The organism is Enterobacter sp. WI-ESBL-E8, from assembly GCF_053364895.1.
Map to the genome: position 1 here is coordinate 2,213,159 of NZ_JBRWXJ010000001.1, position 23,165 is coordinate 2,236,323.

Sequence of the window (23,165 nt, forward strand, 5' to 3'; positions counted from 1 at the left end):
ATAAATGGCGAGTCACGATGGCAAAGCGGGAAAACTACAATGAGCTGTACCTGTTTATGCAGGTGGTAAGGGAGGGGAGCTTCACGGCGGCCGCGCAGCGGCTCGGCCTGGCGCAGTCCGGGATCAGCCGCTCGGTTCGTGAGCTGGAAGAGCGGCTGGGCGTTCAGCTTTTAGTCCGCACTACGCGCAAGCTGTCGCTGACCCACGCCGGGGAGCAGCTCTATCAGACCGCCGAGTCCGCGTTCGATGCGCTTGATACGGGCCTGGCGACGCTGGCGCACTACCGCCAGACGCCGTCCGGTACGGTACGCATTAATGCCAGCCAGCACGCCATCGACAAATGTCTGCTGCCAAAGCTCGCCATTTTTAAACAGCGATACCCGGACATCAGGCTGGAACTGATGAATGAAAGCCGCTTCGTCGACATTATCGCCGAGCGGTTCGATGCGGGTGTCAGACTGGGGCCGGAAGTGGGGCAGGGAATGATTGCCGTGCGTATCACGCCTGATATGGAAATGGCCGCAGTGGCTGCCCCGGAACACTTCAGACGCTACGGTTTTCCCCTGACGCCTGCGGATTTAGTGGCGCATCCGTGCATTGCCTACCAGCTTGCCGACGGTAGTGACTATCAGTGGGAGCTGGTGCAGGACGGGAAAAAAATCACCCATCGGCCAGAGGGGCAATGGGCGCTGTCTGACAGCTACATGGAAGCCGAAGCCGCCCGGCTGGGGCTTGGGCTGGCCTATGTTCCGGTGGAGCTGGTGGCTGACGATATAGAGCGCGGAACGCTTATCCGGGTGTTGCAGCGCTACAGCCTGCGCATGGACGGGTTGTACCTCTATTATCCGCACCGCAACGTGTCGCCCGCCCTGAGGGCTGTGATCGATACGCTGAAAATTTAGGGCGGCATAACATCAGGAGAGCGGACATTCAAACTGCCCGCCGGTGAGCTATGACTAAAAATAAATCAGGACCGCTGTGGTGAGGCAAATTTTGCAGCAATCATTTCAGATGTGGGCTGTATTCCCCCAAGACTCCACTGTTCCGGTTCATGCTCGTCAATACGGATCCATACTGAACGCCGGAATTCAGGATCGCCGTTTCCCTCAATTTCAACAATCAGGTCAGTCATACGACGTAGCAGTTCTTTTTTTTGCTCCGAATTCATCATTCCTTTAATGGTTTGCACATTTACGAAGGGCATTGTATTCTCCTTAAATAACTGAGTCTTGAAATCATACTCAGATTACGAGGCAAACGAAGACATGTCAAAAAATAAATCATTACCGTACTTATTACCTGAGCTTTGTGGGCTAGCGGCGGCCGCTGAGCTTCTTGGCGATCAATGGGTTTTGTTGATTCTGAGGGAGGCGTTTTATGGGGTAACACGCTTTGAAACGATACGGGATCATACAAAAATCACCAGGCAGACGCTGGCGAACCGGTTAAAAAAAATGACTGAACTCGGCCTGCTTTGCAAAATCCCTTATCAGGAAGAAGGGGCGCGTGAACGGTATGAGTATGTTCTCACCGCCAAAAGCCGCAGCCTTGCGCCGATTCTTTTCTCTTTGATGGAGTGGGGTCATAAAAACATACTGCATGACGCACCGCATATTGCCTTAACAGACAAAGAAAGTGGAGAAGTGGTGAATAGCGCCTATGTTACCGCCGACGGTAAGTTCGTTGACCCTAAAAACGTTCGGTTAACGTTTCACGATAGCCAATACTCCGCCGTCATGCCCCAGGCGCCTGACCATACTGACGCTTAAAGCTGCGGTTGAAGGACTGCTGGGAGTCGAAGCCCAGCGAGAGCGGTGATTGATACCCTTAAAGTTTAGGGCCGCGTTGTCATTCTGGAAGGCGCCTCGCAAACCGCAAAGTAACCCTCTGTAACCAAGGGTTATGTCTTTTATTCATTTCTACGGAGTCGTAAAGTGCCTGCGTTGCGGCATATCCGCAATCGGGCGTAGGAACCCGTATCTACCATATAGTGACATTTCGTATGTCGCGGCAGCACCGATCCCGTTACAATTGCGGTGGCGCTGGCGGAGCAGCCGTAAGGCTGGCCGTTTTTCTATATGGGCGGTATTCCTACCTCTGTCAGCGCTACCCCCCGAGCGTAGGAACTTACTGGGTGGCTTAATGAACTGCATATAGAAGGAAGCCTTGTATGGCTACTATCCCAACCCTCACTTATTTTCCGTCTGACGAAAGCGTTATTCAGCACCTTATCTCCCGGCCGCTTCCGGCTGATGCCGATCTTTTTGACGTCGCTGACAGCTGCGCCGCGCTGGTGAGCGTGCTGGTCGAAATCGAGGATGCGAAGCTGTTTACCGTGCTTTGCGAGCGTCTCCTTCAGTCTTTGCGCAAGCTGCGCGAACTCTGCGATGTCGATCTTCCGCCGGACCTGATCGCGCAGTTGATCATGGGGGAGAAAATGAACTCCTGCGTGCCGGACTGCTGGCAGGACACCGTTACTCAGGTGGACTATGCACTGGCGCTGACGCAAGCGGTTATGGGTGGAACGCTGCCCGCTCACGTAGCGAAAGAGCTTACGGGCTTGCTGCACGATATGGTGTGGCTGCTGGCTGAGTTCGTGAAGGAGCCGCGCATTACTGCGCATTAAGTACGCTGGCGCGGAGGGGCGGTAGCGCCCCTTTGACAGCGTGATTACCGTGATGCGTTCCCCGTATCCAGAAGGGACGTTCCGTAGGAGTTGTCGATGGTACAAAGCCAGCGACCGTCCTGTTCCTGTCGAAAAACATAGGTTGCGCGGCGGGACATTTCCGTTATCCCACCCTGACCATCAGGAAAACGCAGTACGGTTTCCATGATAACGAGCGCATTGCCGCCACCCTCTATTACCTGCATCTCCCCTTGTTCGACGATCAGCTGGTCGTGAAAAAAATCAGAGATGGCAATAAACGCGCTGCGGATGTTTTCTTTGCCTTTAACGGTCATGCCGGGCTTAACTACCAGGGCTGCGTCTTCGGCGTAGTACTCCATCAACGCGTCATAGTTTTTAGTTGTGATGGCGTGGTCGCAGGATTCGATTATCTGGCGTAGCGGGTGTGGGGTCATGCGCATTTCCTCGTTGATATGGGGAATGCGTATTAACGTAACAGCCTGGCGCGTTTGTATAGCTACCAGGTTTTGTGGTGGGTAGCGTTGGTGGAGAAGTGGGGGATTAGGTAACGTTAGGTCTGCTATGAGCAAGAAGCGGACATCGCGAAGACATTAGAATACCGAGCGACTATGTTAGGGGGGTTGTGCTTTTTACTCCCATCCCATTTCTTTGTAGGTCTTACTATCCTGTTCAGGAAAATCAGTTTGATATTCTCCCCAGCTACGGAACTCGTAATATCTTTTCATTGCTTCTAGGTGGGAATCTGCGTCACAGGTCCACACTAATCTGTAGTCCGGATCCAGCAATTTACGAGCAGAGTCACCCCTTGGACCGGCAAGACAAAACAAATCTAAACCATCTTCGTTTGTCCATAGCTCATGCTTCATAATTTTTCTCCTATGAACTCCCCATAAATTAAGATATTGCGATGTTATCAATGTCCGCTCCTGGCACGGAGCGGACATTAAATCAACCGCTGATGCGATCAGCTTTATTTTTCGCGAAAGAAAAAATGCACTTTCCCTTGCTGTAATACAACGGCAGGTAAACCCTTATCTTCTTTGGGTGAGAGGTAGATAATTACCCACGCTGGAAGATGGCGGCTAACTTGTTGCATGAAGGCGTAATTCATACGCTGATTTTTTGCATCCGATTGACCGGCGCTGTTTATAAATACCGGGCTGAGGTGACTTCCATTTAACCCATCGTGCCTTACGAGATAACTTTTCCCGGTCGCATTCGCACTTATGAAGTCAGGAGTACGAACAATTTTTTCTGCGTCGTGGAAGCTGGTGTAAAAGCCGCAGGTCGGACTATTCTGGCTTGCAGGATCATAATATCCATTTTTTGGAAGCTCACATCCCGCATCTTTATCTGCAAATTTAACGACCAGATAGCGGGATTCATTGGTCTGAAACACATATTTTCCTAACCAGTTATTATATCCCTCTCCCTTACGGACATCGCCATGTTTGCGTTTAGATTCTTTTAAGGTCGCTAGCACAGCAGATTCAATTTTATCTGAGAGCACCAGAGATGCCGCCTCGGGGGTAGGGGCCAGTTCAGTAGGGATCCACGCCAGAATTCCATCGGTTTGCCACTCTTCCACGCCCATACCTGTTGGTCGATACTGCAGTAACGGGGTTAAAGGCAATGACGCTTCATTCAATTTATCATTTTCCACTATCGGAAAAGTAAAATCGTAATCCGTGCGGCTGAACATTTCGCTTTGAGAGTGGCTGACCTGGGCATCGCTAAAAGGATCCATACCCGATGCATTGCTGATATTCCAGGCGATGCTATGTTCAGTGTGGTATGTGTACGACTTTGCAGAATTGTCGCGAACGCCAGAGCAGGCCGTCAGTAGCAGAGTTGTAAACACAATTGAAAGTGATCTCGATAACAAACTATTCATTCATACTTCCCGTTGTTTAATCATAAGAAACTAATATCGGCAACACCGGCCAATAGCTTAATTTTTATGGGTATATAAAAAAGGGAGCTTCGCGGATAAACATCCGTCCGCTTCTGGCACTTAGCGGATGAGTTACCTGCGTTGAGGGTCCGCTGTGAGCGAGGAGCGGACATTGTATCTGGCATCTATACGCTCCCTGCCTCTGGCGTTCCCTGATGGAATACCAATTTCCATTGCCCGTCCGCAGAAAATTCCCAGTATGAAGAACGTAGGGTTGCACGACTGCCATCTGGATTAACAGTTCTGTAGTGCAATATTGCGAAATTATTTCCAACGCTGATAAGCCGGTAATCACGACTAAGAATAGCCGGAACATTATCTTCACTTAAAAGCGCTTCAATAGTATGAGTACGATCAACGACTACACCTGAGCGTGTTATTTCGCAAAATCTATCGTGGAGTATCTGTTCAAGCCATACCCGATCTTTCCGCCTGCTGCTATGAAGAGAGCACTCAAGTCTTTTTAGCGTCTCCAGGAGCATAGTGTTTGTCCTCATCACAATCGAACATTAACTCTTAAGGCAATAATTGCTGGAATGCAACGTCCGCGCCGGCTGAAGACCGTGAGGGGGCCCCCTTCTTCAAATCGGGATACCCGTTTTAAGATCGAGCTTAAAAGGTTCCCAACCTCCTGGCGGGTCCCACTCTCCCAGGCCCAGCACCGTCTCATTCTCTATCGATGTAATGATCACGCCATCAATGGCGCACTGCCTGGATTTCCAGAGAATGCCCGCAGCAATATCCATCAGAAAAACGTGGCAGTAAGTGGTGACCAGAACCCGATTATGTAGCCTGTCAGAATGGATGTCAGGAACTGAATAAATATGGCCAACGTAATCACCTAGTGGATGGCTACTGAACGAGTGTGTGGTCATCTCAACAACATGAAAGTGGTCGCCACAAATGATTGCCACCTGGGATTCATTCAGTAGGAAATCACAAAAGGCGCTGGAAATCAGGCAGCCATCCTCATTGGCATGTATATATAACTGTAAAAGCACATTGGGCTCACCGCCCTTACTGATTAACAGTCGTCGATCCTTTTCTCCATTAGCGCCAAAGGGATTGACGTCGATGATCGAAACACCTTCCCTTTCATCACTAGGCTTAGGCTGTTCAAGCCAGGTTGCTTGCAATGTCACTGAGTATCCAAAGTGTGAACAGCAGAAGAACACATACTACTTTACAAGCTGATGTCACAACAGTGCCTTAGGTTGCCATATTGCGCTGACCGGGCCCCGCGGATGAGTATATTCAAGTGTTAGCAACGTCCGCTCCTAGGACTTAGCGGATGAGTTACCTGCGTTGAAAGTCCGCTGTGAGCGAGGAGCGGACGTTAAGCTTGCAGCAAGTGGTGGCAACAAAGAAATATTTATTGAGGTTATGCCCATGCCTTGTTTTGCATGACCACTCTATATCCGTCGCGGTCAACAAGTGTCTTTCCGTTAACATCCCAATAGGGGTTGAACGACGTTGACACTCTGAAACCAGCCTCGAGCATTCTTTTGCAGGCACGCATCCATTCATTTTCATCCGAATAATAAAGAACGAGTAAATCCTCTTCAGTGTGCAAGGGTTGAACGGGATGGTTATGGCAAAAGGTGAACTCTATATGCCATTGTAAGTCTCCCCGTCCTAACATTATTCCATTGAAACCGTCATGATCGTTGAATTCAGCAATTTTATGCAGACCCAGTCCTTGGCTGTACATCTGAAAAGACCTTTCGAGATTTGTGACGGGTTTGGCAATACGCATATGGGTAAACATCTGGCATTCTCCGGGGGTAAATACTGCTTTAATGTTGAAATCCTGGCTGAGTCTACATGTGATTACGCTTTTCTTTTGTCGATAAGAGCCCCTGCAATCTCCTGCTAAGACTTGATAACAATTACACCCATTGTTGGTATCCCGCTCACTGATCCAATTCAGTCATCGTCAACTTTTATTGTTGTAGAAGCAGTTTCGTTACTTGAAAGGGACCTGGCGGTTGAAAAGCCGCCGTCCTGAACCGCCGTACCCACCAACTTTGCAATCCTACAAAATCCCCTGTAAGAGATTACTTTCGCATCATGGCATGACATGTTCCCCACACAGGAGAAGGGCACCGTGAACCATAAAAAAAGGATCGTTGTCGTAGGTGCTGGGATCACTGGTGTATCCATCGCATGGCATCTCGCCCACGGTGAATTTGACGTCACCCTTGTTGAACAGGCTATGCCTGCCTCAGGTGCGACAGGTAGCGCGTTTGGCTGGCTGACCGGTGTGGTGAAGGATGACGCGGCCGACGTGTTTATCCGGCGCATCGCACTTGCGGACTGGCATAGGCTGGAAGAATACATACCGGAACTTCACATTCAATGGGGTGGTTCGTTAAGCTACGGCGCGGCATCCGGGTCCTGCTGGCAGGGCGAACGTCTCATCGATAAGGCTGAAATTACCCGTCTTGTGCCCGCCCTGATAAATCCTCCCTCACAGGCCCGCTATGCTGCAAAAGATGGTGCCATTGATGCCGCCAGCGCAACGCGACTATTGCTCGAAAAAGCCTGTGAAAAAGGCATCGTGCTAAATACGCAAACAACCGTTACGGATCTTTGCATGACGGAGGGGAGGGTGACAGGCGTCCTGACCTCTCGGGGAAAACTGGACGCAGATTGCGTCGTGCTGGCCTGTGGGACAGGTATTCCAGCGCTGACTGAGCAGGTGGGTATCCATGTTCCGGTTCTGTCATCATCGGCTATATTACTGCGCTTTACGGTCCCCCAGCGCGTGGTCAATACGATCGTCTCAGGTGATGATATTGAGGTTCGGCAAGCGCGCAACGGTGAGTTATTAGCCGCAGAAGATTACCCGGCAAGCGGCAACGCCAGAGAAACGGTGGAGGCTGCACAAAGTGCGGTAAGAAGCAGGCTCACGGGCGCAGAGTCGGCTGCTCTCATTCAGTACTCAACAGGAGAGCGTCCTGTTATTCAGGATGGGTATCCCGTTCTTGGTTTTACGGATGAGAGCAGGAGCGTTTACGTTGCTTCAATGCACCCAGCCGTGACGTGCGCAGCGACGATTGGCAGAGTGGTTTCAGAGGAGTTACGCGAGGGGCAGAGCAATGCAATCCCGCAATGTTACCGGCCATCACGCTTTATAAATAAATAGCGTTCCTGGGAAGCGATTATTACAAACAGGAAAGATAGCGAGGTGGAAATGTTCAGAGCAATCCTGCAGAAGGTGTGATGATAAATGACGATAGCGTCCATTCCTGACACGGTGTTGCGAACCTGCTTTTTTCTTACTATAAAAACAGTTCTATCACTAAGCTAATAAGCTCATTATTCAGGAAATTGTTTTGCAACTTCAATCCTCCCGACTGCACCTTCGCCCCGTAACGACGTCTGACCTGGATGATCTTTTCAGAATTTATGGCGACCCGGCTACGAACACCTTTAATCCAGCAGGGCCATATCCGGACATACAGCATGCACAAACTGTCTTAGCCCGTTGGATCAACCACTGGGAAACGCACGGCTTTGGAAACTGGGCAATCGCGTTACAGGAAAGTCCTGAAAGAATCATTGGTTTTGGTGGGCTGAGCGTCAGCAGTTATGCGGATATCGTAATTAATAATTTAGGATATCGTTTCGCAACAGAGGCATGGGGAAAAGGTCTGGCAACAGAGTTTTCGAAAAGCTCTATCAGATATGGATTTGGTGAGTTAAAGCTGACTGAGATATCTGCCGTAGTAAGGGGTCATCACGTGGCATCGCAGAAAGTTCTTCACAAAGCGGGGTTGCAATACATAAAAGAGATTCATGATGTGAAAGATGCGCCGCCTAGCCTGCTTTTTTCTCTCACACTGAGTGAGTGGTTAAGACAATCTATGTGAGCGAATTTATTCTAACTTATTGATATTAGCGATGAGGAAAGTACCAACGTCCGCCATTGGCACTATGCGGGAAATCTTCTGAAGCTTAGGTCTGCATTGAGCGCAGGTGTTACATGGCTAAAACGAGCTTTCTGATCTTTTCTGCCTTTTCAAAATGGTCCAGTTTCATTTCCATAATCCACCAGTGCGCCACTTCCATAAGCAGTTCAGGATCGTCATTTTTATTAGCAAAAAAAGCATAAAACGAGAGCCCAACGTCGCTTCCCTTAGCGGTGATTTTTGCATCACAGATCCTGATGATTTTTTCCTTCATTCCTTGCCGCACGCCATCTCCTTGACTCTTTTCATTTTCTGACTAAAAAGCCGTAAGCAGTTATCTGCTTACGGCTTCCGGATAGGTGATGATTATTCAGACCATCAGGCCGCTTTCACGGCCCTGATTTTTTTCGTGTCAGCCGCATCGGATTCTGGTTTATCCGCTGCAGCTGGGGCAGTGACATCGGGAAGCTTGCTAGTACGCAGAATATGCTGCACGGTCTCTTTCTGCTCGGCGAAATACAGGCCAAGGTTTTCAGCCTGCGTTTCGTCCATCTGCATTCCGCTTTGCAACAGCCAGTCGGTGAATGCGTCTGCCATATCAAGCAGCTTGTCGTGAGCGTCAGCTTCTTTCTTACTGGCAAAAGTCATTTTCTCTTCACCTTTTCTTACGACAACAAATTTTGTTTCAACAGCCATCGTGCACCTCGCTATACTGTAATTATATACAGTATAACAGCTACAGATCGAAGTTGCAGCAAAATATGCATTACTGGCGTAGCTGCTGCGTTTCCGGGCCACCCATGCTCCGCCGCCATGCCCCAGGCGCCTGACCATACTGACGCTTAAAGCTGCGGTTGAAGGACTGCTGGGAGTCAAAGCCCAGCGCGATCGCCACGTTCAGAATCGGTTCGTCGCTGTGGGATAACCGCTCAACCGATTTTTTCAGCTTTTGCGCGCGAATGTACCCGGCGAGGGGATAGCCCGTATGTTCTTTGAACAGGCGCTGAAGGTGCCATTTTGAATAGCCGGATCGCCTGGCTACGGACTCAATGTCCAAACGGCTGTCCAGGTTGTTGTCGATCCAGTCGAGTAAATCATGCATAAATGCGCCAGTGTTCATCTGGGTACCCCCACGCAGAATATCTAAAAGTAACTTTGTCTGTTGCATTTAAAGGTGGCGCGTTTTTGTATTAATTGCAAGTTTTATTGTTGCATTTAAATCCCTGACCGAAACGGGTCTTTTAACATCGGCTCAAATAGCACATAAAGTGCAACAATTATTCTTGCACTTAATTAAGCGCCTTCCTACAATCGCCGCGATAGTGTATTCGCAACTGTTACAGTTTTGTGGCGATGAACGACACAAATGGCCTTAAGCCAGCTACCGGACAAAGGAAGTGGCGCGGCGTCTCCCGCAGCGTCTTGCCCGGCGGCTACCAATACCGGAATAAAAATAATGAGCCTGCAAAAAACCTGGGGTAACGTTTATCCGAGCGCGCTGGGGGTGATGTTCCTCTCCGTGCTGCTCGTCGGGTGTGATAACAGCGTCGCGCAAAACGCCGCGCCACCCGCACCCGCCGTCAGCGCCGCTGACGTGGTCGTGAAATCCATTAGCCAGTGGGATAGTTTTAACGGCCGGATTGAAGCGGTGGAGAGCGTTCAGCTGCGCCCGCGCGTCTCCGGCTATATTGATAAGGTGAATTACACCGACGGCCAGGAAGTGAAGAAGGGAGAGGTGCTGTTCACCATTGATGACAGAACCTATCGCGCCGCGCTGGAACAGGCGCAGGCGAACCTGGCGAGAGCCAAAACGCAGGCCAGCCTGGCGCAAAGCGAGGCTAACCGCACCGATAAGCTGATCAATACTCACCTGGTCTCACGGGAAGAGTGGGAGCAGCGTCGCTCGGCCGCCGTTCAGGCGCAGGCCGACATTCGCGCCGCGCAGGCGGCGGTAGACGCGGCGCAGCTCAACCTGGACTTCACCAAAGTGACCGCGCCTATCGACGGCCGCGCCAGCCGGGCGCTGATCACCAGCGGTAACCTGGTCACCGCGGGTGACACCGCCAGCGTCCTCACCACGCTGGTCTCGCAAAAGACGGTGTACGTCTACTTTGACGTGGACGAGTCAACCTACCTTCACTATCAAAATCTTGCCCGCAGCGGGCAGGGGGCGTCCAGCAACCATACGGCGCTACCGGTTGAGATTGGCCTGACGGGCGAGGAGGGGTATCCCCATCAGGGCAAAGTCGACTTCCTGGACAATCAGCTCACGCCGAGCACCGGCACCATCCGCATGCGTGCGCTGCTGGATAACGCGCAGCGTCAGTTCACGCCGGGACTGTTTGCCCGCGTACGCCTGCCGGGCAGCGCGGAATTCAAAGCCACGCTTGTCGACGACAAAGCGGTGCTGACCGATCAGGATCGCAAATACGTCTATATCGTGGATAAAGAGGGGAAAGCGCAGCGTCGCGACATTACGCCGGGGCGTCTGGCAGACGGTTTACGCATCGTGCGGCAGGGGCTGAACCCTGGCGATAAAGTCATCATCGATGGTTTACAAAAAGTGTTTATGCCGGGTATGCCGGTGAACGCCAAAACCGTCGCCATGACCGCCAGCACCGCCCTCAACTGATCCTTTGACCTGAGAATCCAACCCATGGACTTTTCCCGCTTTTTCATCGACAGGCCGATTTTTGCCGCCGTCCTGTCGATTCTGATTTTTATCACAGGGTTAATCGCCATCCCGCTGCTGCCGGTGAGCGAATATCCTGACGTCGTGCCGCCAAGCGTGCAGGTGCGCGCGGAGTACCCGGGCGCCAACCCGAAAGTGATTGCCGAGACCGTGGCGACGCCGCTGGAAGAAGCCATCAACGGCGTTGAAAACATGATGTATATGAAATCCGTCGCGGGCTCGGACGGCGTGCTGGTAACCACTGTGACCTTCCGTCCGGGGACTGACCCCGATCAGGCGCAGGTTCAGGTGCAAAACCGCGTCGCGCAGGCCGAGGCGCGCCTGCCGGAAGACGTGCGGCGTCTGGGTATTACCACCCAGAAACAGTCGCCGACGCTGACGCTGGTGGTGCATCTGTTTTCACCAAACGGTAAATACGACTCCCTGTACATGCGCAACTACGCCACGCTGAAGGTGAAGGACGAACTGGCGCGCCTGCCAGGCGTCGGCCAGATTCAGATCTTCGGCTCCGGCGAATACGCGATGCGCGTCTGGCTGGATCCCAACAAGGTGGCGTCCCGCGGCTTGACCGCTTCGGACGTGGTCACGGCGATGCAGGAGCAGAACGTACAGGTCTCTGCCGGACAGCTTGGCGCCGAGCCGCTGCCGAAAGAGAGCGATTTCCTGATCTCCATTAACGCTCAGGGGCGTCTGCACACCGAAGAAGAGTTTGGCAATATTGTGCTGAAAACGGCGCAGGACGGTTCGGTCGTTCGCCTGCGCGACGTGGCGCGTATCGAGATGGGCTCCGGCAGCTACGCGCTGCGTTCCCAGCTCAACAATAAAGACGCGGTCGGGATTGGTATCTTCCAGTCGCCGGGGGCGAACGCCATCGACTTGTCTAACGCGGTGCGCGCCAAAATGGACGAACTGTCCACGCGCTTCCCGGCGGATATGAAGTGGGCGGCACCTTACGATCCGACGGTATTTGTTCGCGACTCCATCCGTGCGGTGGTGCAAACGCTGCTGGAAGCTGTGGTGCTGGTTGTGCTGGTGGTGATTCTGTTCCTGCAAACCTGGCGCGCGTCGCTCATTCCGCTGATCGCGGTGCCGGTTTCGGTGGTGGGTACCTTCAGCATTCTCTACCTGCTGGGCTTCTCGCTGAATACCCTGAGCCTCTTCGGGCTGGTGTTGGCCATCGGTATCGTGGTGGATGACGCCATCGTGGTGGTGGAAAACGTCGAGCGAAATATCGAAGAGGGGCTGGCGCCGCTCGCGGCGGCGCATCAGGCGATGCGTGAGGTGTCCGGGCCGATTATCGCGATTGCGCTGGTGCTGTGCGCGGTGTTTGTCCCGATGGCGTTTCTCTCGGGCGTGACCGGTCAGTTCTACAAGCAGTTTGCGGTGACGATTGCGATCTCCACGGTGATCTCCGCCATTAACTCGCTGACGCTTTCGCCAGCCCTGGCGGCTCTGCTGTTAAAACCGCACGGCGCGCCGAAAGATTTTCCGACCCGGCTTATCGATCGCCTGTTCGGCTGGCTTTTCCGTCCGTTTAACCGCTTTTTCCACCGCAGCTCAAACGGCTATCAAGGGCTGGTGGGCAAAACGCTCGGACGTCGCGGCTCGGTGTTTGTCGTTTATCTGCTGCTGCTCTGCGCGGCGGGCGTGATGTTCAAAGCGGTGCCCGGCGGGTTTATACCGACGCAGGACAAACTGTACCTGATTGGCGGCGTGAAAATGCCGGAAGGCTCCTCGCTGGCGCGCACCGACGCGGTGATCCGCAAAATGAGCGAGATTGGAATGAATACCGAAGGCGTGGACTATGCGGTCGCGTTTCCGGGGCTGAATGCGCTGCAGTTCACCAACACGCCGAATACCGGGACGGTCTTCTTTGGCCTGAAGCCGTTTGACCAGCGTAAACATTCCGCGGCGGAAATTAACGCGGAGATCAACGCGAAAATCGCGCAAATCCAGGAGGGCTTTGGCTTCTCCATCCTGCCGCCGCCGATTTTAGGGCTGGGCCAGGGGTCGGGCTATTCGCTGTACATTCAGGATCGCGCCGGTCTGGGCTATGGCGCGCTGCAAAACGCGGTGAATACGATGTCCGGTGCGATTATGCAGACGCCGGGGATGCATTTCCCGATCTCGACCTATCAGGCTAACGTGCCGCAGCTGGACGTGCAGGTTGATCGCGATAAGGCGAAAGCGCAGGGCGTGTCGCTGACCGATCTCTTCGGTACGCTGCAAACCTATCTGGGCTCGTCGTACGTGAATGACTTCAACCAGTTCGGGCGTACCTGGCGCGTGATGGCCCAGGCGGACGGGCAGTTCCGCGACAGCGTGGAGGATATTGCTAACTTACGCACCCGCAATAGCCAGGGCGAAATGGTGCCGATTGGCAGTATGGTGAAAATCAGCACTACCTACGGGCCGGACCCGGTGATTCGCTACAATGGCTACCCTGCAGCGGATCTGATTGGCGATGCCGACCCGCGCGTGCTCTCGTCCACGCAGGCGATGACGCAGCTGGAAGGCATGTCTAAGCAGATCCTGCCGAACGGAATGAACATTGAATGGACGGACCTGAGCTTCCAGCAGGCCACGCAGGGCAACACGGCGCTGATCGTCTTCCCGGTCGCGGTGCTGCTGGCGTTCCTGGTGCTGGCGGCGCTGTATGAAAGCTGGACGCTGCCGCTGGCGGTGATCCTCATCGTGCCGATGACGATGCTCTCCGCGCTGTTCGGCGTCTGGCTGACCGGCGGCGATAACAACGTGTTCGTGCAGGTGGGGCTCGTGGTCCTGATGGGGCTGGCCTGTAAAAACGCCATTCTTATCGTGGAGTTTGCCCGCGAGCTGGAAATTCAGGGCAAAGGGATCATGGAGGCCGCGCTGGAGGCGTGCCGCCTGCGTTTACGCCCGATTGTGATGACCTCCATCGCCTTTATTGCCGGGACCATTCCGCTGATCCTCGGCCACGGCGCGGGTGCCGAAGTGCGCGGCGTCACCGGGATCACGGTGTTCTCCGGGATGCTGGGCGTGACGCTGTTTGGTCTATTCCTGACGCCGGTGTTTTACGTGACGCTGCGTAAATTCGTAACGCGCGGGAAAAAAGAGGAAAGGGACGTTCTGCCTGCGTAGGGACGTTACAGATAATAAAAAACCGCCTTCACTGTGAAGGCGGTTTTTTTTGCACTCAAGAAAAGTTAAAGCGCTTCTTTATACTTGGCGATAAGTTCAGGCACCGGATCGCAGCCGCTGGTATCGGCCTTTTTGACCTCTTCCAGGGCGCTTGCCACGGTATGGCGGGCCAGTACCGCCAGCGAAGCCTCCTCGGCTTCTTCGGAAATCGACTTGAAGTACCAGCATGCGTTTGCGCTGACCACGCAGCGGGCCGGCACGTCAGGGCGCGACGCCCACAGCTTTTTATCTTCGATGACCGAAAGGTAGATATCGCGCAGAGTGATCTCTTCCGGCGGGCGGCCAAGATGAATAGAACCATTGCGGCCAAGCGTAGAGACGATAATGCCGTCGCGCGTGAGCGGAACCATCAATTTGCGGATGAAGCTCGGGTTCGCTTCCAGGCCGTAGGCCAGAATCGCACTCGTCGAACGTTCACCTAATTGCTCCGCCATCGCTACGCTGAGAACCATCTGCAAAGCTGTCGGGAAGCGGTAATCTAGCATTTTTGTATCCTGGGTTGCGGTGAATCTTGTTCTTTTTGGCACCGCAGAGGTGAATAAGCAATAAACAACAATATAACAAATACGGTAATTATTTTGAAGCAATCTGCGGCATTTGCGATCGAACACCCTGTTTCGGTTTAGCTAAGCGTGCGGTTTGGGAAGTCGACCGTCACCATGAGACCGCCTTCTGCTGAAGTGCTCAGGTTTACGCTGCTGTTGTGCTGCTGCGCCACCGCTTTGACGATGGCAAGCCCCAGGCCGCTTCCGCTTTGCATCTGATTCGGGTCGCGGAAAAACCTGTCGAATACGCGCTCCCGTAGTTCCGCCGGAATACCGGGGCCTGCGTCGGAAACGCGCAGCTGCGTGCAGCGATCGAGCGCACGCACGTCGACCTGAACCCGACCGCCCTCAGGGCTGTACTTCACGGCGTTCTCAATGAGGTTATCAACCAGCGACATCAGGCGTTCCCTGACGCCTGCGATCCAGATTTCATCCTCAGCGAAGAATTCCAGCTCGATCCTGCGCGCAGAGGCTAACGGTTCCAGCTCGGCCATTCGCTCCTGGATGAGCGACGTCAGCGGCACGGGCTCCATGTCCGTGTCAATGCGCGCTTCGCTGTGCATCATCAGCAGCAGCTGATTGACGAGGCGCGCAGCGCGGCTGTTGCTGCGAATAACCCCCGCAAGCAGCTCCTGCTGGCTCTCGCTGATGACCCAGGACTGCAGCGCCTCCACGTTGATGCGCATTGCCGCGAGGGGAGTCCGCAGCTCGTGCGCGGCATCGCCAATGAAAACCCGCTCCCTTTCAGCGCTTTCACGCACTCTGGCAAGGAAGTCATTGATTGCGTCCACCATCTGGCGAAGCTCCCTGTGCCTGGGAACGGCTTTTAAGGGGGAGAGATCGTCAGGCGTGCGTAACGTAATTTCATTGACCACCTTGTTCCAGGGGCGCATCGCAATGCGGATCGACATCCACGCGGGGAACAGAAGAAAAGGAATACAGACCAGCAGCGGCATGATGTAGTACCCGCGCGAGTTCAGGTAGATAAAGAAGTTCCAGCCGCCGGCCGGGGTAAAAAGGGTGACCTCAACGTCGGAATGAGCGGATTTAAGGGTTCGGCTGGTCCAGGTACGGCCGTCGCTCTGAACACGCTGCATTTCCCCCAGCCGGGTATTGGTTACCCCCGTTGGTGCACCAGGCGATGAAAAAACAATCGCGTTATTTTTGCGCACGATGAAGTTGATTGACAGCGCGGGATCTTCCCCGCCGCCATAGCCCTCCCGCAACGCTTTGCTGAACGCTGCCAGCACGGCGGTACGATCCTGCGGGCGTTCGTCCATCCGTTCGACCAGGGTAAAAAGGGTTTCGTACGTCTTGCTGCCCGTGAGAATGGGAGGGCTGCGCAGGTCCTCCCACAGAATAAAGGTTAAAAAAAGACACCACAGCAGGGTAAGCAGCAGCATCTGGGCGATGATAATTCGCCGCACCAGCGTCGGGCGTCTCAGGTGATACCAAAAGCTTCGCATTAACCGGTCACCTTCTGGACAGAGACGGTATCAATGACATACCCGACCCCACGTACCGTTCGCACATAGCCGTCGCCGATTTTCCGCCGCAAGTTACCCATATGCACGTCGAGCGCGTTGCTGAGGTTTTCTTTGTTGCCGAATATCCTTTCTTCCAGGAAGCGTCGCGTAAGCACGCGGTCTGCGCGCAACATCAGCGTTTCAAGCAGGGCGTATTCACTGGCCGTCAGGTCAACGTGGCGCGCGCTCACCGTCACGCGACGCGTCGGCACGTGCAGAGACAGCCCGCGAATTTCAATTGCCTCATTCTCAAAACCGTAGCTGCGTCGCGCAAGGGCTCGTACTCTCGCCAGCAGCTCGGCGAGGACAAAGGGTTTGACGAGATAGTCGTCTGCGCCCGCATCCAGCCCGCACAGGCGATCCTGCAGCGTCCCTCGCGCCGTCAGGATGATAACGGGGATCCCCTTAAGCTGATGGCGCAAGCGCGTCATCAGACTCATGCCATCGCCATCGGGAAGCCCCAGGTCGAGCAAAATAAGTTCGGGCACGCAGACGTTAAGCTGATGCAGCGCATCCTCTTTCCGGCGAACCCATATAACGTCAAATCCCTGATCTGAGAGGGCGATACGTACGCCGTTGCCGAGATCCAGGTCGTCTTCAATAAGTAGAATTTTCACATTAGTTACTGTATCGGCAGTGAATGAAGAACATCTTAAGAAAAAAACGGTATCAGGTAATCTGTCCGGTTTACAGCACCCGCGCGCGCTTCAGTCTTTCTTCATTTTCGGCTCATAAGAACCTTAGGGTCAGTATTCAAAATGGGCGTTCTGGCGTTTAACCGCCTGCATCGTCATCATTTGAATCCATAAGGACTTCCTTAATGAGAAACATCGAACTGCGTCGTACGTTCCCCCATTTATTCCCGGGCCGCCGCCTGAAAAACATCGTACCGGGCATCGTGTTGGCCCTACTGGCCTCCCCAACGCTGGCGGCAGAGCAGGGCCAGGGCAATGTGTTAACCCTCGGGGGCGGCGTGGACGTCGCGCCACGCTATTCGGGTTCAGATAAAACCCGCGTCAGCGCGGCGCAGGTGGTGGATTACTCCATGGCCAATGGTTTTTTTATCGGCACCACGCGGGGGATCGGTTACGGCAATAACATCGGCAACCTGGATTACAGCGCGGCGCTGAGCTATCGCATAGGCCGTAAAGATAAAGACGTGAGCAGCGATTCGATCAGCTCCGGCAGCGACGAGCTGCGTGGGATGGGCGAGATAAAAGGCTCGGCTATCGTGGTGCCCGGGCTGGGATACAGGGTGACCGACTGGCTTAATCTGCAGCTGCAGGCTGAGGTTCCGGTTTCTGAGAGAGACAATGGTGAGGCGGTACACTTCGGCATTTCCAGTCCGCTCTATACTTCACCAAATAATGCGGTCACGCTGGCGCTGACCGGCAGCTGGGGATCCGACAAGTATATGCAAACGTACTATGGGGTCAGCGCCGCCCAGTCGGCCGCATCGGGATTTGCCCGACATGACGCCGGTGCCGGAATTTATGCGTATTCGCTGAATCTTGACTGGACCCACAGGCTCACCTCACGCTGGAGCGTGCTTGCCGCAGCGGGCGTGACGCAGCTGGCGGGAGATGCCGCCGACAGCCCGATTGTGCATCGCAAGACGTCGCCTACGGGAAGTTTGAAGGTGACGTATAGCTTTTGACTGTTGGTTGCGGCTGCTTAACGTTTTGAGCACGCACTTACGCTAATCTGAGCCGCTCCGGTTCCGAGAACGGGGCGGTCCGCATTGCTGGCGACCGTCTCAAACATCATGCTTTAATTATGCAGTAACAGCACTGCACTCGCGGTTGAAGGATTTATCTAAAACTCCATTGCGCTGTAATGACAAATACGGAGGGTATAATAATACCCACATCCATTCCAAAATAAGATGTAAAATTATACTGGAATCCATGGTATATGTAGGGAGAAAATCCTATTCCTGTCGCTTTTTTAAAATCATGGTATGAGCCGTGGTCGCCACAATCATCGAAAGTATCAAAGAAAAATTCACCTACATAGCCATAGATTCCTTTAAAAACCCAACCGTTATCCCATCCGGCCCAATCTCTTCTTACGCCGGCAGCCAGGCATCTGTCATTGAAGCTGTTTTTCATTGTGCCGAGCACCACGCTGTATTTCGACGTATCCGAGAATTTCCTCTCCACGGATATAAATTTATTTTCAAAGTTCTCCGTATATTGTCCGCGATTATGTGTCAGATGATAAACGTATGAGCCAGTGTTTATTGAATACAAATTTATTTCATCTGCAGAGCAATGCAATGTAATCAGATAAAAAACTCCGCACCACAGCCATACGGGGTATCTTTTCCAGCCTATCTGCTTATGCGGAATATTATCCATATTCGCTCACTCTATCTAACGTACTGAAATTATAAGAGGTAATTTTGGGGCTGCAGCAGTATAAACTTTAGCATACATACGGAAACTTGTGATACTCACGTCACGGGTTGGGGGGCTGAGATGACCTTACAGAACATGTTCCGCAACCCATTCCTCCACGCTCTTACAAGGGGCAAATGCAGCCTTTTTCTGGCCTCTTAATTCATAGACGCTGAGGTATAATGTCTGCTCAGATAAACGGCAAAAAGGATATGAAAAAATGCTGACTTATATCACTGTAGGTACAAATGACCTTCAGCGCTCCGTGGCGTTTTATGACGCTGTTATTAAAGTGCTTGGCTATTCACGTCTGCCAGCCTGGACAGAGGAGTGGGCAATGTGGGGAGATGAAAATAATCCGGATGAGGGGTTCAGCTTTTGTATTTGTCCACCTTTTGACGGGCATCCCGCAACGGCGGGAAACGGGACAATGTTCGCATTCAGGGCAGAAAACGCGGACCTTGTCAGACGGTTCCATGCAGCAGGCCTCCTTGCGGGAGGGAAGAATGAAGGCGAGCCGGGTATACGTACCGCGTACGGCCCCGATTTTTATGTTGCCTATCTGCGCGATCCCGATGGGAATAAGCTAGCATGCGTTTGTCAGCATTATTCTCCTGAAGCTGAGACGTAATCATCTCAATAATACTTTAGTCGGCGCTGCGGGCAAGCTCATTTAATGTTTGATCATAAACCCTGTGATAGTTAACGCTCTTGATAATCTGCGCACCGAGAGATTCATAAAACTTCTGTGCCAACGGATCTGCCGCCACCGATAACCAGTCGAGTTGCAAACAGCCGCGCTCCTTGGCGCGGTTGGCTATAAACCCCATAAGCTTTCTCCCCATTCCTTTTCTTCTGAAAGGAGCAGAAACAAAAAGCTCTTTGATAAACATTTGCCCACTGAAACGCGGTGAGGGGTACATCACTGATACACATGAAAACGCAGCGATTAGGGTTATAGTAAGTTTCCATCTCAATAAAAATATCCGTTAAATCATCATATTCGTATGGTTTGCAGATGGTGATGTTCATGTATACCGCTTTGAGCGAAGACAAGATTTCCATCCTGCGAAAGGACATTAAAAAACCGCCTCACGGCGGTTTAGCTAACCGGTTATGACGTTGCGCTTGCGAGTCGTGCGGCAAATCCAATGAAGAACATTCCTACCAGCGCGTTTCCGATGGCGGATAGCCTGCGGTTACCTTTCAGACGGCTGAGCAGGTAAGAGCCGCAGAAAACGAGAAAGCCGAAATAAATGAGAGTAATCGCGAACATCACTGCGGCAAGAATGATAAACGCCATCCAGGAGTGTTCAGCCTGAGCATTTATGAACTGGGCGAAGAAAGAGATATAGAACAGCAGCGTTTTTGGATTCAGTAGGGTCACCAGCATCCCGCGTCCGATGATTCCCCCGGCAGCAGTTGAGGATGTTTTTTCCTCACCGGTTTCGTCGTTGGGCTTAAATACAGCGCGTATCGTCTGGATACCGAGCCAGAAAAGATAGGCAGCGCCTGTATATTTGATAGCGTTAAATAAGGCTGGTGTAGCGCTTATCACCGCGGCCAGGCCGCACCATGCCAGCAGAACCAAAAGAACGTCGCTCAGGAGAATGGAAAATATTGCAGCAAAGCCTCGTTTGATGCCACTGGTAACGCTCGTTTTAATCACAAACATGGTTTCAGGACCTGGTGCAAGGACTATCAGCGTCGCACCAAGCAGGTAAGTCCAGAAATTCACGACCCCAAAATCAGCGAACATATTCACTCCGGTTCTCTCGTTTTCAAGGAGGTCATTCTAACGTAACCGGCACTAATGAAAACACATCATGGCTACTTTCAATTCAGCCGATGGCCGCTTCTGACATGAAGCTATCCGCGCATGTCGAAGCGGGATTTTTGAAAATCTCTATAAACTTCCGGATTGCTGAAGGCCGGGAATTTGGCTTTTTGGGCGGCTGACATTATCGCTTCGCAGTAGGCTCTATTACCGTTGCTGGTTGAGATATTTAAAGGCGTGCCATCCGGAGCAAATTCAATATGCAACCTGCAGTTTTTCCCTTTCCAGTTTTGCGGCTCTTCAATTTCGGCATTGATTGCCGCCCTGATTGCCCGCGCCTGCGCGCCCCATTCATCCCGATCGTCCCAGCGTCCTGAACCGCAACTACCCGTTGCAGTGGTCTTATGGCAACCGGAAGGGTGTAGCGGTGCACATCCCGCGGCCAGGTTCACCAGTAGAGTCACCATCGCGATTTTCTTTACTGCCTGAGACATTTCCATTTCTTACCCCGCAATCCATTTAAGTTTCAGTAATATTTATATATTCTTCCGTATTTCCTGATCTCTTTTCAACTACCAATAACGGGTCACAGCGTCGGCGACCTGGCTGCCGGCTCCGCCTTCGGCTAATCGGTCGTTTTTGAACTATGTTTAACACCAATCAAAGTAGTTAAGTATTTACAGGACCCGAGCGGCGGGGCCTCCGACCGGAGCATTTGAAAGCCAGAACCTCACTTAAAAGTGTGCCAACATTTCGCGGGTAATATTCATGTCCGGAGAATAACGTGTTCGGAAAGCTATTGTTGAACTTCATGCCTGGGTTACAAAATTTGTTAGCCTACGATAAAAGCTGGCTAAAAGATGATGTTAAAGCCGGGTTATCCGTTGCGGCTGTCGCGCTACCCGTTGCTATTGCTTATGCTGAGCTGGCGGGGGTTGGGGCAATAGTAGGGCTGTATTCCTGCGTTTTACCGATGATAGCTTACGCACTGTTTGGCTCTTCACGTCAGCTTATTGTGGGCCCTGATGCCACGACCTGCGCGGTGATTGCGGCCGTCGTGTTTCCTCTTTCTGCGGGAAATCCCGAACTGCACTGGCAGCTGACGATCGTCATGACATTGATGATGGGCGGATGGTGCCTGCTTGCCAGTAAATTTCGCCTGGGCGCGCTTGCCGATCTGCTTTCTCATCCCATTCTTACGGGGTTGCTTAATGGCGTAGCCGTGACGATTATTGTCGGGCAATTAGGCAAGGTTTTGGGGATAAAGCTAGATGAAGCCCAGGTTATTGAGAAAATAATGGCTTTGCCAGGCCGAATTTCAGACAGCCATTTATTAACGATAGGAATATCGCTAGTAACGTTAATTATTTTAATGGTTATTAAAACGTATCGTCGCCACTGGCCAGCACCTTTGATTGCCATAGTCATAACAACGGCACTGGTATGGGGAACCTCTGCGCAACAGTACGGTATTGCCACCATTGGAGGAGACGGCTTCCAGCCGGGTTTACCTGTCGTTCACTGGGGAGCGTTCCAGCCTGGTCCCATGCGTGATTTAGTCATCCCGGCGCTGAACCTGGCCTTGGTCAGTTTTGTCAGCCTGATGCTGACCGCCCGCAGTTTCGCCGCGAAAAATGGCTATGAAATCAATGCTGATGCAGAGTTCCGGGCACTGGGTATCGCAAACCTCATGTCGGGATTATCTCAGGGGTTTGCTATCAGTGGCGCCGATTCCCGAACCGCGGTAAATGATTCCGTTGGTGGGAAAAGTCAGCTGGTTTCCATAGTCGCTGCCTTACTCATCGGCATCGTGGTGATATTTTTCACTCAGCCACTGCAGTTTATTCCGGTATCTGCATTGGGTATCGTTCTGATGTACGCATCGTGGTCATTAATTGATTTACGTGGGCTATGGAACCTGAGGCGAAGAAATAAACAGGCATTTCGCCTGGCCTTCTTCACGTTTGGCTGCGTTTTAATTATCGGCGTTATCCAGGGGATCGGCCTTGCGGTGTTGCTTGGCCTGTTACAATTCCTTCGTACCGTGTTTCGTCCTTCTGAGCACTTACTGGGAATTGACGAAGATGGAATGATTCACTCATTAGGTAATACAACCGATATTAAAATGGTTCCGGGCGTGCTGATGTATCGATTTAACTCACCGTTGACCTATTTTAATGTGGCTTATTTTAAACGCCGGGTGTTGAACTTAGTTGATGGTGCAGCGTTACAGCCTAAATGGGTGATTATTGATGCCGTGGCTTGCTTCACCTATTCAGACATCAGCGTCCTGGCAACCATAAATGAGTTAAAGCGCGACCTTAAAGCTCGGCAGGTGACGTTAATCCTGGCGGGCAGGAAAACGGAACTAACGCGCTGGTTTAAAGATAGTCGGCCAACAATGAATGATGATGACATGATTCTTGCGCCAGATCTTTATCTGGCACTCCGGTTCATTCAAAGCAAAGAGAGTGCGAGTGAATCGGGTGCAGAGGTGTAAACCAAATTCGGGTAGAAGGCTTGCTCGCCAC

At 52.5% G+C, this 23,165-nt stretch carries 27 protein-coding genes and 1 pseudogene; 10 read left to right on the forward strand and 18 right to left on the reverse strand.

Features of this window, described 5'->3' with window-relative positions:
* The first annotated feature begins 17 nt into the window (after positions 1-17).
* Positions 18-902, forward strand: a complete 885-nt coding sequence (locus tag ACWHWP_RS10680; RefSeq protein WP_059311290.1) for a LysR family transcriptional regulator — start codon at positions 18-20, stop codon at positions 900-902.
* Positions 903-967: 65 nt separating this feature from the next.
* On the opposite strand, the gene ACWHWP_RS10685 is transcribed toward ACWHWP_RS10680, so the two are convergent.
* Positions 968-1,204: a tautomerase family protein gene (locus tag ACWHWP_RS10685; protein WP_021241201.1), complete on the reverse strand. Its 237-nt coding sequence runs from the start codon at positions 1,202-1,204 to the stop codon at positions 968-970.
* A gap of 61 nt (positions 1,205-1,265) precedes the next feature.
* Between ACWHWP_RS10685 and ACWHWP_RS10690 the strand changes: the two genes are divergently transcribed.
* Positions 1,266-1,769: a winged helix-turn-helix transcriptional regulator gene (locus ACWHWP_RS10690; RefSeq protein ID WP_063956130.1), complete on the forward strand. Its 504-nt coding sequence runs from the start codon at positions 1,266-1,268 to the stop codon at positions 1,767-1,769.
* On the opposite strand, the pseudogene ACWHWP_RS10695 reads toward ACWHWP_RS10690, so the two are convergent.
* A pseudogene (locus ACWHWP_RS10695) lies at positions 1,735-1,812 on the reverse strand (helix-turn-helix domain-containing protein); the annotation flags it as partial. The gene ACWHWP_RS10690 and the pseudogene ACWHWP_RS10695 sit on opposite strands and share 35 nt — an antisense overlap.
* A 358-nt stretch (positions 1,813-2,170) precedes the next feature.
* On the opposite strand from ACWHWP_RS10695, the gene ACWHWP_RS10700 reads away from it, so the two are divergent.
* On the forward strand, positions 2,171-2,626 hold the full coding sequence (locus ACWHWP_RS10700; RefSeq protein ID WP_045619785.1) for a hypothetical protein: 456 nt from the start codon (positions 2,171-2,173) through the stop codon (positions 2,624-2,626).
* Between the two features lie 44 nt (positions 2,627-2,670).
* Here ACWHWP_RS10700 and ACWHWP_RS10705 read toward each other — a convergent pair whose 3' ends face one another.
* From ACWHWP_RS10705 to ACWHWP_RS10730, 6 genes are all read right to left on the reverse strand, one after another.
* Positions 2,671-3,081 (reverse strand): YybH family protein, encoded by a 411-nt coding sequence (locus tag ACWHWP_RS10705; protein WP_063431537.1) that lies wholly within the window; start codon positions 3,079-3,081, stop codon positions 2,671-2,673.
* A 195-nt stretch (positions 3,082-3,276) separates the two neighbouring features.
* Positions 3,277-3,513 (reverse strand): hypothetical protein, encoded by a 237-nt coding sequence (locus tag ACWHWP_RS10710; RefSeq protein WP_063431535.1) that lies wholly within the window; start codon positions 3,511-3,513, stop codon positions 3,277-3,279.
* Positions 3,514-3,617: 104 nt separating this feature from the next.
* Positions 3,618-4,541: a hypothetical protein gene (locus ACWHWP_RS10715; RefSeq protein WP_131797886.1), complete on the reverse strand. Its 924-nt coding sequence runs from the start codon at positions 4,539-4,541 to the stop codon at positions 3,618-3,620.
* A 185-nt stretch (positions 4,542-4,726) separates the two neighbouring features.
* On the reverse strand, positions 4,727-5,098 hold the full coding sequence (locus tag ACWHWP_RS10720; protein WP_447856659.1) for a nuclear transport factor 2 family protein: 372 nt from the start codon (positions 5,096-5,098) through the stop codon (positions 4,727-4,729).
* An 84-nt stretch (positions 5,099-5,182) separates the two neighbouring features.
* Positions 5,183-5,743: a hypothetical protein gene (locus ACWHWP_RS10725; protein WP_063431531.1), complete on the reverse strand. Its 561-nt coding sequence runs from the start codon at positions 5,741-5,743 to the stop codon at positions 5,183-5,185.
* A 239-nt stretch (positions 5,744-5,982) separates the two neighbouring features.
* Entirely contained in the window at positions 5,983-6,369 is a 387-nt protein-coding gene (locus ACWHWP_RS10730; RefSeq protein WP_063431529.1) for a VOC family protein, read from the reverse strand.
* A 339-nt stretch (positions 6,370-6,708) separates the two neighbouring features.
* Here ACWHWP_RS10730 and ACWHWP_RS10735 point away from each other — a divergent pair, with 339 nt between their 5' ends.
* Both ACWHWP_RS10735 and ACWHWP_RS10740 read left to right on the forward strand, forming a co-directional pair.
* A complete protein-coding gene (locus tag ACWHWP_RS10735) occupies positions 6,709-7,749 on the forward strand; it encodes an NAD(P)/FAD-dependent oxidoreductase (protein ID WP_242658893.1) in 1,041 nt (346 codons plus the stop codon).
* Between the two features lie 190 nt (positions 7,750-7,939).
* Complete coding sequence (locus tag ACWHWP_RS10740) at positions 7,940-8,476, forward strand: GNAT family N-acetyltransferase (RefSeq protein WP_063431525.1); 537 nt, start codon at positions 7,940-7,942, stop codon at positions 8,474-8,476.
* A 109-nt stretch (positions 8,477-8,585) separates the two neighbouring features.
* Here the strand turns inward: ACWHWP_RS10740 and ACWHWP_RS10745 are convergent, their stop codons facing one another.
* The 3 genes from ACWHWP_RS10745 to ACWHWP_RS10755 form a co-directional block, all read right to left on the reverse strand.
* Positions 8,586-8,801, reverse strand: coding sequence for a DUF6500 family protein (locus tag ACWHWP_RS10745; RefSeq protein WP_264438793.1), 216 nt, complete (start codon positions 8,799-8,801; stop codon positions 8,586-8,588).
* A gap of 92 nt (positions 8,802-8,893) precedes the next feature.
* Positions 8,894-9,211: a YebG family protein gene (locus ACWHWP_RS10750; protein ID WP_059311303.1), complete on the reverse strand. Its 318-nt coding sequence runs from the start codon at positions 9,209-9,211 to the stop codon at positions 8,894-8,896.
* A 70-nt stretch (positions 9,212-9,281) separates the two neighbouring features.
* Positions 9,282-9,635: a helix-turn-helix domain-containing protein gene (locus ACWHWP_RS10755; protein WP_047348693.1), complete on the reverse strand. Its 354-nt coding sequence runs from the start codon at positions 9,633-9,635 to the stop codon at positions 9,282-9,284.
* A 336-nt stretch (positions 9,636-9,971) separates the two neighbouring features.
* Here ACWHWP_RS10755 and ACWHWP_RS10760 point away from each other — a divergent pair, with 336 nt between their 5' ends.
* The gene (locus tag ACWHWP_RS10760; protein WP_059311304.1) at positions 9,972-11,147 is read left to right on the forward strand and encodes an efflux RND transporter periplasmic adaptor subunit; all 1,176 of its coding nucleotides are present in this window, start codon (positions 9,972-9,974) and stop codon (positions 11,145-11,147) included.
* Between the two features lie 24 nt (positions 11,148-11,171).
* Complete coding sequence (oqxB, locus tag ACWHWP_RS10765) at positions 11,172-14,327, forward strand: multidrug efflux RND transporter permease subunit OqxB (protein WP_447855542.1); 3,156 nt, start codon at positions 11,172-11,174, stop codon at positions 14,325-14,327.
* Between the two features lie 65 nt (positions 14,328-14,392).
* Here oqxB and ACWHWP_RS10770 read toward each other — a convergent pair whose 3' ends face one another.
* From ACWHWP_RS10770 to ACWHWP_RS10780, 3 genes are all read right to left on the reverse strand, one after another.
* Positions 14,393-14,872 carry an RrF2 family transcriptional regulator gene (locus tag ACWHWP_RS10770; RefSeq protein ID WP_047348690.1) on the reverse strand — a complete coding sequence of 160 codons (480 nt, stop codon included), beginning with the start codon at positions 14,870-14,872 and terminating at the stop codon, positions 14,393-14,395.
* Positions 14,873-15,009: 137 nt separating this feature from the next.
* Positions 15,010-16,398 (reverse strand): sensor histidine kinase, encoded by a 1,389-nt coding sequence (locus ACWHWP_RS10775; protein ID WP_447855543.1) that lies wholly within the window; start codon positions 16,396-16,398, stop codon positions 15,010-15,012.
* Positions 16,398-17,075: a response regulator gene (locus ACWHWP_RS10780; protein WP_059311307.1), complete on the reverse strand. Its 678-nt coding sequence runs from the start codon at positions 17,073-17,075 to the stop codon at positions 16,398-16,400. The genes ACWHWP_RS10775 and ACWHWP_RS10780 overlap by 1 nt, the downstream gene beginning before the upstream one ends.
* A 203-nt stretch (positions 17,076-17,278) precedes the next feature.
* On the opposite strand from ACWHWP_RS10780, the gene ACWHWP_RS10785 reads away from it, so the two are divergent.
* On the forward strand, positions 17,279-18,115 hold the full coding sequence (locus ACWHWP_RS10785) for a MipA/OmpV family protein (protein ID WP_059311308.1): 837 nt from the start codon (positions 17,279-17,281) through the stop codon (positions 18,113-18,115).
* A gap of 154 nt (positions 18,116-18,269) precedes the next feature.
* Here the strand turns inward: ACWHWP_RS10785 and ACWHWP_RS10790 are convergent, their stop codons facing one another.
* Positions 18,270-18,818, reverse strand: a complete 549-nt coding sequence (locus ACWHWP_RS10790; RefSeq protein ID WP_235836414.1) for a hypothetical protein — start codon at positions 18,816-18,818, stop codon at positions 18,270-18,272.
* 259 nt (positions 18,819-19,077) lie between these two features.
* On the opposite strand from ACWHWP_RS10790, the gene ACWHWP_RS10795 reads away from it, so the two are divergent.
* Positions 19,078-19,488, forward strand: coding sequence for a VOC family protein (locus ACWHWP_RS10795; protein WP_059311309.1), 411 nt, complete (start codon positions 19,078-19,080; stop codon positions 19,486-19,488).
* Between the two features lie 16 nt (positions 19,489-19,504).
* On the opposite strand, the gene ACWHWP_RS10800 is transcribed toward ACWHWP_RS10795, so the two are convergent.
* The 3 genes from ACWHWP_RS10800 to ACWHWP_RS10810 form a co-directional block, all read right to left on the reverse strand.
* The gene (locus ACWHWP_RS10800; RefSeq protein ID WP_447855544.1) at positions 19,505-19,834 is read right to left on the reverse strand and encodes a GNAT family N-acetyltransferase; all 330 of its coding nucleotides are present in this window, start codon (positions 19,832-19,834) and stop codon (positions 19,505-19,507) included.
* Between the two features lie 137 nt (positions 19,835-19,971).
* Positions 19,972-20,616, reverse strand: coding sequence for a leucine efflux protein LeuE (gene leuE, locus ACWHWP_RS10805; RefSeq protein ID WP_447855545.1), 645 nt, complete (start codon positions 20,614-20,616; stop codon positions 19,972-19,974).
* A 110-nt stretch (positions 20,617-20,726) separates the two neighbouring features.
* Positions 20,727-21,134, reverse strand: coding sequence for a cell envelope integrity TolA C-terminal domain-containing protein (locus tag ACWHWP_RS10810; protein ID WP_252000713.1), 408 nt, complete (start codon positions 21,132-21,134; stop codon positions 20,727-20,729).
* Positions 21,135-21,418: 284 nt separating this feature from the next.
* Here ACWHWP_RS10810 and ACWHWP_RS10815 point away from each other — a divergent pair, with 284 nt between their 5' ends.
* Positions 21,419-23,134 (forward strand): SulP family inorganic anion transporter, encoded by a 1,716-nt coding sequence (locus ACWHWP_RS10815; RefSeq protein WP_447855546.1) that lies wholly within the window; start codon positions 21,419-21,421, stop codon positions 23,132-23,134.
* The last annotated feature ends 31 nt before the right edge of the window (positions 23,135-23,165 follow it).